This is a genomic window from Acinetobacter sp. YH12231 (assembly GCF_013417755.1).
GTDB classification, from domain to species: Bacteria; Pseudomonadota; Gammaproteobacteria; order Pseudomonadales; family Moraxellaceae; genus Acinetobacter; species Acinetobacter amyesii.
Genome location: NZ_VPDJ01000044.1, coordinates 1 through 10,497, shown reverse-complemented (window position 1 = coordinate 10,497; position 10,497 = coordinate 1). Strand labels below are relative to the sequence as shown.

Annotated in this window: 14 protein-coding genes and 1 pseudogene; 5 read left to right on the top strand and 10 right to left on the bottom strand. The window is 33.9% G+C overall.

Features of this window, described 5'->3' with window-relative positions:
* The first annotated feature begins 74 nt into the window (after window positions 1–74).
* From mobQ to FTV11_RS16500, 3 genes are all read left to right on the top strand, one after another.
* A complete protein-coding gene (gene mobQ, locus FTV11_RS16510) occupies window positions 75–1,721 on the top strand; it encodes a MobQ family relaxase (protein WP_174761551.1) in 1,647 nt (548 codons plus the stop codon).
* A gap of 569 nt (window positions 1,722–2,290) precedes the next feature.
* Window positions 2,291–3,220 carry a replication initiation protein RepM gene (gene repM / locus FTV11_RS16505; protein ID WP_000200914.1) on the top strand — a complete coding sequence of 310 codons (930 nt, stop codon included), beginning with the start codon at window positions 2,291–2,293 and terminating at the stop codon, window positions 3,218–3,220.
* A 63-nt stretch (window positions 3,221–3,283) separates the two neighbouring features.
* Entirely contained in the window at window positions 3,284–3,838 is a 555-nt protein-coding gene (locus FTV11_RS16500; protein ID WP_174761552.1) for a plasmid replication DNA-binding protein, read from the top strand.
* A gap of 204 nt (window positions 3,839–4,042) precedes the next feature.
* Here FTV11_RS16500 and FTV11_RS16495 read toward each other — a convergent pair whose 3' ends face one another.
* The 9 genes and pseudogenes from FTV11_RS16495 to FTV11_RS16460 form a co-directional block, all read right to left on the bottom strand.
* On the bottom strand, window positions 4,043–4,402 hold the full coding sequence (locus FTV11_RS16495; protein WP_224223039.1) for a DUF4829 domain-containing protein: 360 nt from the start codon (window positions 4,400–4,402) through the stop codon (window positions 4,043–4,045).
* A 98-nt stretch (window positions 4,403–4,500) separates the two neighbouring features.
* On the bottom strand, window positions 4,501–4,794 hold the full coding sequence (locus FTV11_RS17245) for a hypothetical protein (protein ID WP_227505690.1): 294 nt from the start codon (window positions 4,792–4,794) through the stop codon (window positions 4,501–4,503).
* Between the two features lie 30 nt (window positions 4,795–4,824).
* Window positions 4,825–5,235, bottom strand: a pseudogene (locus FTV11_RS17240) (hypothetical protein); the annotation flags it as partial.
* 470 nt (window positions 5,236–5,705) lie between these two features.
* Complete coding sequence (locus FTV11_RS16485) at window positions 5,706–5,900, bottom strand: hypothetical protein (protein ID WP_044432560.1); 195 nt, start codon at window positions 5,898–5,900, stop codon at window positions 5,706–5,708.
* A 25-nt stretch (window positions 5,901–5,925) separates the two neighbouring features.
* Window positions 5,926–6,537, bottom strand: a complete 612-nt coding sequence (locus FTV11_RS16480; protein ID WP_044432563.1) for a recombinase family protein — start codon at window positions 6,535–6,537, stop codon at window positions 5,926–5,928.
* Between the two features lie 207 nt (window positions 6,538–6,744).
* Window positions 6,745–7,173: a hypothetical protein gene (locus tag FTV11_RS16475; protein WP_000877730.1), complete on the bottom strand. Its 429-nt coding sequence runs from the start codon at window positions 7,171–7,173 to the stop codon at window positions 6,745–6,747.
* Window positions 7,174–7,714: 541 nt separating this feature from the next.
* Window positions 7,715–8,038 carry a hypothetical protein gene (locus FTV11_RS16470; protein ID WP_000681328.1) on the bottom strand — a complete coding sequence of 108 codons (324 nt, stop codon included), beginning with the start codon at window positions 8,036–8,038 and terminating at the stop codon, window positions 7,715–7,717.
* A gap of 53 nt (window positions 8,039–8,091) precedes the next feature.
* Window positions 8,092–8,406, bottom strand: a complete 315-nt coding sequence (locus FTV11_RS16465) for a DNA-binding transcriptional regulator (RefSeq protein ID WP_000197509.1) — start codon at window positions 8,404–8,406, stop codon at window positions 8,092–8,094.
* A complete protein-coding gene (locus tag FTV11_RS16460; protein WP_000288001.1) occupies window positions 8,387–8,710 on the bottom strand; it encodes a hypothetical protein in 324 nt (107 codons plus the stop codon). The genes FTV11_RS16465 and FTV11_RS16460 overlap by 20 nt, the downstream gene beginning before the upstream one ends.
* 143 nt (window positions 8,711–8,853) lie before the next feature.
* On the opposite strand from FTV11_RS16460, the gene FTV11_RS16455 reads away from it, so the two are divergent.
* Both FTV11_RS16455 and FTV11_RS16450 read left to right on the top strand, forming a co-directional pair.
* Window positions 8,854–9,159: a hypothetical protein gene (locus tag FTV11_RS16455; RefSeq protein WP_000734383.1), complete on the top strand. Its 306-nt coding sequence runs from the start codon at window positions 8,854–8,856 to the stop codon at window positions 9,157–9,159.
* A gap of 126 nt (window positions 9,160–9,285) precedes the next feature.
* Window positions 9,286–9,939: a hypothetical protein gene (locus FTV11_RS16450; RefSeq protein WP_000282938.1), complete on the top strand. Its 654-nt coding sequence runs from the start codon at window positions 9,286–9,288 to the stop codon at window positions 9,937–9,939.
* Between the two features lie 33 nt (window positions 9,940–9,972).
* Here FTV11_RS16450 and FTV11_RS16445 read toward each other — a convergent pair whose 3' ends face one another.
* On the bottom strand, window positions 9,973–10,233 hold the full coding sequence (locus FTV11_RS16445; RefSeq protein WP_174761553.1) for a mobilization protein: 261 nt from the start codon (window positions 10,231–10,233) through the stop codon (window positions 9,973–9,975).
* Window positions 10,234–10,497: the final 264 nt, after the last annotated feature.

The window sequence follows — 10,497 nt, the reverse complement described above, 5'->3', positions numbered from 1 at the left end:
TCCCCTTTGTAATCCCCTGACCAACATATTCATGTTGGTAATTTCGATAAATCGAAATAAAGAGCAAAAGCAAAATGGCGATATATCATTTTTCAGTTAAAACGATTAGTAGAGGTAATGGACGATCAGCCGTTGCTTGTGCTGCATATCGTTCAGGTGAAAAATTGGTATGCAATTTCTATGGAAAAGAACAAGACTACACAAAAAAAACCGGTGTCGAATTTACAGAAATCTATGCACCCAAAAATACAAATACTGAGTTACTCAACCGTCAGACACTTTGGAACAAAGTCGAAAAAGCCGAACGAAGAAAAGATGCATTACTTGCAAGAGAATTTGAAATTGCATTTCCAGGTGAATTAAACGCTGAACAGCGTAAAAACATGCTCAATGAACTTTGCCAAAACCTCGTTAACAAATATGGTGTCATCGTTGACGCTGCTATTCATGCACCGCATACAGACAGTGGAAGTGATGAACGCAACTACCATGCACACATCATGTTCACCACCCGAAGTATTAATGAGCATGGTTACTTTTCAGCAAAAAAATATAGGGACTTCAGTCGTGACAATGGCACAGAAACTGTAAGCCACTGGAGAGAATCATTTGCAGAGTTATGTAATCATCACCTGGAACAAAATGGATTTGATGAACGTGTCGATCACAGAAGTTATGAAGACCAGGAAAGTGACCTAGAAGCGACTCAGCACGAAGGTCCTCAAGCAACATACCTGCGAAGACGAGGGATATTTACAGAAATTAGTCTGAAAAATGATGAAATTAAGCGACGTAATTTAGAAATCAAAAAGGTCATTGCACTTGATGAAAACATCAACGTATCTGAGGATCTTGTGCAAAAAGTACGAAGTGAACTTCAATTCCAATACTCTCAAGCTGAGTATTTAGAAAAAATTTCTCAGAAACTTTCTGAATTCCAAAACGAAGAATTATCAAAATTAACAACAGAATTAGACACGATGAGTTCTGAAATATCAGAACTACACAAAAAAGAGCCTTTATTTTTTAAAACAAAATGGAGCAATCAAATCAATGACCTGATCGACCAACACAATACCCAACTAGATATCCAAAAGCATATCTCTGGTCTTAGTGAAATCGAAAAAAAAGAGAGATATTTTGAGCAGTTAAATAAATGGGCAGAAGAAAATCAGCTACTCCAGCCTAAAAAATCTTTTGAAAAAATTGACGAACCGAACATCACTGTTAAACAACGAAAACTTAATGATCAAATTTCAAATATAGATCACCAAATTTTAGAAATATTACGCAGAGAAGATAAATATCAAGAGCACCTACGAGATCAAAGATTGGAGATCATAAATAGTTATATCTTTGAAGAAGATGACTATGGAAATAAATACTTTAGTCCTCAAAATGGTGAAAAACAAAAACGACTATATGCAAAAGAGATGGAAGAGCTGAAAATCCAAAAATTGCATGCAGATTTTACAAAAAGCGTTGAAATAGAAGTGCAGCAAGAGTTTGACCGAAAAACAGCTCTACAGCTCGAAAATGACCGAAAAGATCGTGAATCTAGAGAACAGCAGTTGCATGAAGAACAAGAACAACGTTATGAGCAAGAAAAACGAGCACCCGACCTTTTAGCATTTTCAAAACGTGAAGACCAAGAAAAACAGCAAAAAAATGAACCCAAAAAACCAGATCTTGATAATGATCCTGACTACATGCCTTGGTAACCCCCATTTAAACGCAAAAAAATGGGTTTTTTAGCGATGTTTTGGTGGAGTATATAGGTTTCAATAGCCAAATTTAAAAAGTCTCTTAAATCGAGAATGAGAGCATTTAGCGAGTGTCTACGAGCGACACAAAGAAAATTCGCCTATTCCCCCCTCTGAAAAACAGCTTTTTAGGCTGTGAAGTCTAAATAAGCGTAAATCACATGCAGAAAATTGAGCCTAGACCGAGCGTAGCGAGTAAAAAAGCTCTATGAGCGAAGCGAATTCCGAGTTGCTTTTGATCTTGCTTTTACTTTTTCTAAATTCACGGGAACATTGACCAAAAAATTGCCCCGACGAATCGAGCGAAAGCGAGATTCAATAGAGTTTGAGCGTAGCGAAAACCAAGGGCAATTTTTCAAATGCCTTTTTAATATATTTTAAATCTTTTAAATCTTTTCAGTTGTCTCTGTGCCTTATATAGCAAAGGTTTCAGCGTTTAAATATGACGGATTGACTACTAACTATGACGGATTGACTACTAACTATGACGGATTGACTACTTAACTATGACGGATTGACTACTAACTATGACAAGTATATATTTGTCATATATTAGAAAAATCAATGGTTTTGTTTTGAATAAAAATCACGTTGTAAAATCAAATCAAGTAATAGAAGCATCGTATCAATTAAGTGCCGTAGAGCAACGAATTGTCTTAGCTGCCATTTCACGGATTCCCAAAAATCAGCCTATTACAGATGATGAGTTATACCCTGTTAGCGTCGATGAATTAAAACAATTGGGCGTACATGAGAAAACTGCATACAGAGATTTAAAGGAAGGTATTAATAGACTCTATGAGAGGTCTATTAATCTCAGTATTGATGATAAATCTATAAAGATGAGATGGGTGCAAGAAATCCAATTTTTAGATAGTCAAAGTGTCATTGGTATCCGTTTTTCAAAACCCATTCTGCCATTCATTTCCAATCTAAGTAGAGAATTCACCAAATATGCCTTATCAGACATTGCTGGGATCAATAGTGGATACGGTATTCGTATTTATGAACTACTGGTTCAATATCGGCAAATAGGTAAGCGTGAAATTTCTGTTGAGAGTTTACGGACAATGTTAGAACTCGGTAAAAAGTACCCATTATTCGCTGATTTCAAGAAACGAGTAATTGACACTGCTATAGACCAAATCAATGAATACAGCCCTCTAAAAGTCACTTATGAGCAGAAAAAAACAGGGCGTAAAGTCACTCATATTATCTTTTCTTTTAAAGAAAAATCTAAATCCATAACACATACCTCGAAAGATTTTTATCAGCTATCTGATGCTCAAATTAATCTATTCGGGAATCAATTATCACGTTTACATGAGCTTTCCCATTTAGCCTCAGAAGGTGAAAGTTATGAGATTTTAGCTGCTAAAATTAAGGATATGCTTAGAAACCCTCACCAACAACAGCAGTTTTTGCCACACTTAAAGAACTTAGGGTTTAAAGCTTGAGTGTATTGAAGAATACACTTATTGTATTCTTCAATACGTATCCTAAATACACAGCAATACACTATGAGAACAAGTACAAAATACAGTGTTAGTGATGCAGCCACACTGTATAAGAAATCTCGTGCTACACTTTATAAAGATATAAAAAATGGGGTGTTAAGTCGTGATCATGATGGCTCTATCGACTTCTCTGAGTTACTCCGCGTTTATGGTGAACCTTTTAGTGGAAAACACTCAAAACACACTGATACGTCTCCAACACAAACTATAAATACACCTGAATACACAGACAATACAGTTATTGAACTAAAGAATCAGATCGATTTTCTAAAGAAACAGTTAGAAAAAGCAGAAGATCGCGAAGCTAAAGCAAATTCTCGTATTGATACATTACTTACCCTAATTGAAATGAAGCCAACTCAGGTTCATCCCACACCAACTTCAGCTCAATCTAGTCCATCTCAAGTAGAATCTACATTGAATGTAGATAACAACAAACATGACGGATTGACTACTCCAGATCAAAAAGAAAATAAGCGGATTCCGGTGCCGGATCACATTGAACCAGAGCCTGAGAAAAGAGGGTTTTGGAGCCGTTTTTTTAGACCCTATGATTAACCACGATTGTTTAACTGATATGAACAAAGTTGTGGAACATTGATCAAAGAATAGGCGTGGAACGTGAAAAATCATAAAAAAAGCCCGAACAGTGATGCTCGGGCTATAAACTTTGAAATAAGTATATGAATTTCAAGGTAAATTATAACACGTTTCGTATAAGGTGTATTATGTTAATTTTAGCTTTTCTCTATAATTACTATCTTAAGGCCCACTACCAAATTCTGTAATTAGCCAATCAGATTGAGGAGATTGTTTCACAAGAGTAATAAATAAAATATAGTCACCTACTGGACTACCAGCATCATCTATATGGACGACTTTAACTTTTACCATCACTGAAATAATTTTATAAAATTCTTGATAATACTCAGGTCTACTTTCCGCTGAATCATAATTAATCCTTACTACTTCTAAAATTTTTGAGTCTTTGAAAGAGAGAAACCTTTCAGAACTTTTTAAATCTTCATGTAATCGCGCATCTGGCCAAACATATTTGATTGCTGATTCTAGATCATGTTTAGCAAGTGAATTAAAGAAAAGTATTGTTGTCTGTGTTGCCATCTCTTTATCATGATTTAATTTCTGTTTGTATGAATTAATGATTAGAAGTAGACATAGACCTACAAGTAAAATTCCTAATTTTATAAATATTTTAGACATTATAATTTCACTTTTATCTTTCGAAAAAACGCATAACCGACTAAAAGACACATAAGCCAAAATAAATAATCAAGAATAAAATATAAAAAAATGAATTGATCTATTCCTATAATAATATTTAAAGGATCTAGCGCTATACTACCGCCTGGAGATATTTCACCATCTACTAAAAACTGTAATGGAAATCCTCCTCCTATAACTTCAACTTTTCCAAGCTTGTCTACAACTATCCGGTCTATCAATGTATATTTCTGATGAAACAAAGACAAATAAGTCAAAACAAAAGCTAATATATTGAAATATATTATTTTTTTCTTTAATAATTCTTTAACTTTAAAATCAGTTAAAAATAACCAATAAGACAAGCCTGGAATTAGAGCCATAAAGATAGTCCAAGTGTCGGTATACATCTTCCACCATTCTTTCGAAACTTCTCCTGTATGGCTCCATCCAAAAAGAACAAAAAATGGCATAGCAATAATTAAAGAGCTAATACAGATAGTTAGCAAATTAAGAATACTATAACGATTTAAAAGAATTGAGACCATAAAGCTAAAAGGTACTGTCAAAATACTATAAGCCAAGTAAACAAGACCATGCCCTGCAAAAACCACAAAAATTGAATATAGACTATATTCACGATTCATTATGATAAATAGCAATGCTGTGAAAAAAAGTAGTGGTAAAGGAGCAAGTAATAGGGCTTTTACTATTTTTTCTTTTGAGTATTTCATTAACTTAATTCTCTTATCTACTCAATAACTATTCATACTATACCGATTTTCTTGGAGGTCGTTTGCTTCCATTTAACATAATGGCTGTTATACGAAATTAGTAGTTTTTACGCGGAATTCCTAACGTATTCATCTTTTGTCTTATATCTTTATTTTTACCAATAGGTAAAATATATTCATAACCTACATCGAAAAGTAGGTAATTAAGAAAAAAATTACAGCGTTTTATAAGCCTTATAGTAACGGGAGAGACTATAGGGCTTTTTATTTATCTTAATATTCATATATCTATGATAAAGCCATGATGCTCTGCGATATAGAAAACCGGCTTGAGAATAGACCGGTCTTTTATGATATTTGCTAAAATACTCTTTTGAAATATAAAAAACTAAGCGTGTATAGCACTGGGTCTAGGTGTTTTTTGGGCTTAGTTATTAGCGTTATTTAAATAAGTATAAGTCAATTTTTACCTAAGGGATTTGCTTTTCAACTAGTTCCAATTTCTTTAATGCTTGCCCTTTTTTATGATCATTATCAATCTTTACAACCAGAGCTAAAATAAAAACCATCACTATAAAAACAAGGTAAATCAAATGCTTTTTCATCATTAATTCCGTCTTTTGACCTTTAAGAATGCCTTGCTCCTTTGTAAATAGATATGACATAAGGGAAGCACTGATACAAGCCTTTTTAAATGACTTTAGCAACTCGATAAACAGTTGCAACTCCACAATTCACTGCTTTGGCAATTTCTTCCTTAGTCATATTGCCAGCTGCTAGCAATTCTTTTATTCGTTTGTGCTTAGCCTCATTGGCTTTCTTACCTGTTGGTTTGTAACCCGAACGTGCCAGGCCCTGCTTAATACGTTCTATACGTTTCTCATTGTCCAGGCGGGCCATTGTTGCCAGGAGATCAATCAACATATTGTTGATGAGATCCAGGATTGAATTAGTAATGCTGTCACTGGTTTGAATCATTTGGTAGGTAGTAGGAAGATCTGCTACGACTAAACGAAGTCCCTTCTCCTGGATCCTGCGCTTCAGCTCTTGAAAATCCTGTTGGGTTAGGCGTGATAATCGGTCAATACTTTCAACCAACAAGGTGTCACCTTGATTTGCTTCTGACAGTAGCTTATTCAATTCAGGTCGGTCTAACTTGGTACCACTATAGTTTTCCACGTACACAATGGTTTCGCCCAAATTCAAGTTTTGGTTTAGATCCTGAAGAATCTGCAAAGCCCTTTCTGCATCTTGATCTTTAGTTGAAGCTCGTAGATAAATACGTGTATTCATTTCTATCATTTAATCTTAATTCTGTTAGATTAATGATAACACTATCATTTAATTATTGCATTAAGTCTAATGATAGATATTGTATGCGATTTGGCTCGCTATCATTCAGCTATAGTCTTTTGATAAAAAAAGCATGACTGGAAGCCATGCCTTGGGAATTCGTATAACGTGTATTATGTTAATTTTAGGGAAATTTAAGAATCTCTATGCAATGGTTTATTCAATATTCTTTGATTTCTTATCTTTTAGGTTAATCAGAAATAGCCAATAACATAAGCCAGGAAATAGAGCCATAAAGATAGTCCATGTATCTGTATACATCTTCCACCACTCTTTCGAAATTTCTCCTGTGTGACTCCATCCAAAAAGAATAAAAAATGGAGTAGCAATAATTATAGAGGCAATACAGATAGTTAATAAATTAAGACTGTTATAACGATTTAAAAGAATTGAGAATATGAAGCTGAAAGGTACAGTCAAAATACAATAAGCCAAGTAGACAAGACCGTGCCCTACAAGAACCACTAAAATCGAGTATAGGCTGTATTCCTGATTCATTACGATAAACAGGACTGCTGTGAAAAAAAGTAGTGGTAAAGGAGAAAGTAAGAGAGCTTTTACTATTTTTTCATTTGAATATTTCACTAATTTAATTCTCTTATCTACTCAATAAATAATAATACTATAACGATTTTATTGGAGGTTTTTTGATTCTATTTAACATAATGGGCGTTATACGAAATGCTTTTTATAAATTCTTTGTTTTTCATATAGTTAAAAATTTTTGACCGACCTAAAAAACAGCAAAAAACCGACTTTGAAACAAGTCGGCTTTTTATTGAACGAATTTGTCACTTTCTGCCAATAAAATCGGTAAAAAAACGCTCATATTTCAACTTTTCCCTGATAACTCAATGCCTGCACTTCGGAAACTATCCGCAATTTCTGCGGATAAACCTTGGGGTAAGTTTTGAGCAATGTTGTACGCTCAGGCTGACATAAATTAGGGATCATTGCGTCTATGGCATCCCTGCGAATTTTCATATGATGGGGACATAGAGAACAGGATGTTCCAACACATAAAACAATAATGATAAGTGCAACACCAGGACGTGAGGTACGACAGGAGTTATACCTAAACACCCAATACGAAAAAGCCCGACAGGATGTCGGGCTTTTTTATTGTCTAAAGATTAGATTTAGTAGTATCTAATCCATTTTGATTGATGAATTTAATCAACGTATTCTGTATAAATTCTTCCGTCTCGATCCCCTGTTCTCTAATTACTTTCTCAAGAATTTCAAGCGTTTCATTTTCTAGTTCAAATGACATTTCTGCGGATGTCGACATCAATAAATCATAGTTGTTGTCTACAATTTTTTTAAAGGTTTCTTCAACATTATTTGTTAATGGCACGTTGAAAGACAGGCGTAGAGAACTATTGATAATTTCTACATGGGTATAGCCGATATATTCTGTACTTTTTCCTACAAATCCTAAGTGTTTCATAAAAAACCTTAAATAATATATAGTGAATAGCTCTCTAGTGAGAGCTAGATGAATTAAGCCAGACTTTCTTTTACAAATTTTGGATCAACAATAAATAATCGGATAAGCGATGTTGCTGCTCCTGATGGTCTTCTCGCACCTTGTTCCCATGATTCAAGAGTACGTCTTGATACGCCAAGAATCTTGGCGAACTGATCTTGAGTTAGTTGAGCCTTTCTACGAGCTAATGCCACATCTGTTTCAGTGATCACTGTTCTTTTCGCTGCATTATTAGCCAACATATCATCAATGCCTTGTAATATCTCAGCTTCAATATCTCTAGTTGCTTCAAAAGCTTGTAATTCTTTTTCAGTCATTAAACGAGTCATTTAATTTCTCCACCAATGCTTGCAGAGTTTTCTTACTAAGCTGTACAGTTTGCTTTTTACTGTACAAGGTTAATAACCAAATCTCTCCATTTGTTAAACGATTAAAGTAGATGACTCTGACACCACCACTTTTGCCCCTACCGCCACTAGTCCATCTAATCTTACGAATACCGCCTGAATTGGGTTCTACATCCCCAGCTTCAGGATTTAATGCTAAGAATGTTTTAAATTCCTCATATTCTTCCTGAGTCCAATAAACAAGACAGTATTTAGTAAATAAAGGGGTTTCACATATTGTATACATTGCTTGTGTTTATACTACCTTGTGGTAGTTAATTTTATACTACTTTGTGGTACTTTTAAATATTAATTTTTAATTCATAGGACTAAAGACAATGTACTACTTTGCAGAGGATCCCTTCTAGGTAATGTCACCTAGGAGGAAAAATGAAAAAACTGAAATCTCAGTATCAACAATCTGTAAAAACATACCCTCATGATTATTTTTCCAAACGCTACCCGAACATAAGGAGTGTCTATTTTAAAAAATTTAGCACTCAACAAGAGAGAAGCTTTTATTTCATGCATCATATTGAATATAAAAACTATCCTCTTAAATTTCGTGTAGCGCGTGGTACTGGTCTACCTCATGTTTGGGACGATTTTCCAACTTATGTATACAAAATTGCTAAAAGTTGGAAGCATAATTCTAAGAGAGCACATCAGTACTACAAAGAACATGAGCAAAAATAAAAAATGGGAGCTATAGGCTCCCATTTTTGTGTTAGAACCCATTTAAAATGTCTATATTCTCACCAATAAAAATGTCCACTTTTAGAATAAACTAATATTCTTTGCATTACGTCTACTGATAAAAATATGTATAACGTTCATCCAAGTGAAAAACTAATTCAAGCTTTCCGCCAAAAACCTTATCAGGGATGTTGTCCTACTCAAGCAGAGTTTTTATTTATTGGCTTAGATGCCAATTACGCTCCCAATGTTGAAGAACAAAAAATATTTTCTAAAATCATTGAATATCATGAGGATGCTATTTCATTTTGGCAAAAATACAATTTACATCATCCTTTTTTATTAGATGGATATAAAGGAGATGGGCGAAAATATCATAAAGAATTTTCAAAAATTAGACTTTCTTGCAAAGATGCTTCTCGTATTTCATTTATCGAGCTTCTTCATCTTCCAACAACTGGTAGAAATGATTTGAAAAGCTCTGATCTTGATAAAAATCATCTACAATACATTCATAAAGCCATTTTTTCAGAACACACTAAAGCTGTATTTATCTCTGATGCTGTTTTTAAATTAATGAAAAAAACATCTATATTTTCATGGATGAATGATGCAAAACAAATAGAAGGACATACTCTTAAAGTTTTTCATGAAAAAAAACCTTTAATCTATAAGCATTTACATTTTTCAACTTATGGAAAGTTTCAAGCTCAAAAAGAGGAAGAGATAAAAGCAATTCATAATATTATTCTAGGATCAAACATCAGTGATTTAACATAAAAACTCTTATACGAAATTTGCATGCTAGAAACATTAAAGATTAAATAATTTTCTATCTCTATCTTCTGTTAAATACTCGTTTAAATCAGCGAGTATTTTTTCTTTATTGGCTTCATCTTCCATTTTTTTTAACATCAAAGAACCGAGTAAAATTTTACGTCTAGTTTCATCTTTTCGTTTCTGTTCAGATTGTTTCTTTTTTTCACGGGCGATAACAGCTTGCTTCTGTGCTTTTAGCTGTTTTAAAATCTCTTCCTGCTTTGCAATTTTTTGTTCTAAAGTTTCAACACTCATACCAGTTACCGATTCAGGATTCTTTTCGATCATATGCGCATTTGAACTCACGTTCAAGATGCTATACGATACTCAAAGAATCCCGTAAGGGCGCACTTAGCCATTGAGTTTTACTCAATGGTGCGACAAGGGGTAAATCCCCTTTGTAATCCCCTGACCAACATATTCATGTTGGTAATTTCGATAAATCGAAATAAAGAGCAAAAGCAAAATGGCGATATATCATTTTTCAGTTAAAACGATTAGTAGAGGTAATGGACGATC

What these genes read in the sequence shown, in the direction of transcription:
- FTV11_RS16470 (WP_000681328.1), bottom strand. Translation starts at nt 8,038, where the DNA reads ATGAAACACTTAGGATTTGTAGGAAAAAGTACAGAATATATCGGCTAT.
- FTV11_RS16485 (WP_044432560.1), bottom strand. Translation starts at nt 5,900, where the DNA reads ATGTCATATCTATTTACAAAGGAGCAAGGCATTCTTAAAGGTCAAAAG.
- FTV11_RS16465 (WP_000197509.1), bottom strand. Translation starts at nt 8,406, where the DNA reads ATGACTCGTTTAATGACTGAAAAAGAATTACAAGCTTTTGAAGCAACT.
- mobQ (WP_174761551.1), top strand. Translation starts at nt 75, where the DNA reads ATGGCGATATATCATTTTTCAGTTAAAACGATTAGTAGAGGTAATGGA.
- FTV11_RS16445 (WP_174761553.1), bottom strand. Translation starts at nt 10,233, where the DNA reads ATGAGTGTTGAAACTTTAGAACAAAAAATTGCAAAGCAGGAAGAGATT.
- FTV11_RS16450 (WP_000282938.1), top strand. Translation starts at nt 9,286, where the DNA reads ATGTATAACGTTCATCCAAGTGAAAAACTAATTCAAGCTTTCCGCCAA.
- FTV11_RS16480 (WP_044432563.1), bottom strand. Translation starts at nt 6,537, where the DNA reads ATGATAGAAATGAATACACGTATTTATCTACGAGCTTCAACTAAAGAT.
- FTV11_RS16460 (WP_000288001.1), bottom strand. Translation starts at nt 8,710, where the DNA reads ATGTATACAATATGTGAAACCCCTTTATTTACTAAATACTGTCTTGTT.
- repM (WP_000200914.1), top strand. Translation starts at nt 2,291, where the DNA reads ATGACAAGTATATATTTGTCATATATTAGAAAAATCAATGGTTTTGTT.
- FTV11_RS16495 (WP_224223039.1), bottom strand. Translation starts at nt 4,402, where the DNA reads ATGGCAACACAGACAACAATACTTTTCTTTAATTCACTTGCTAAACAT.
- FTV11_RS16500 (WP_174761552.1), top strand. Translation starts at nt 3,284, where the DNA reads ATGAGAACAAGTACAAAATACAGTGTTAGTGATGCAGCCACACTGTAT.
- FTV11_RS16455 (WP_000734383.1), top strand. Translation starts at nt 8,854, where the DNA reads ATGAAAAAACTGAAATCTCAGTATCAACAATCTGTAAAAACATACCCT.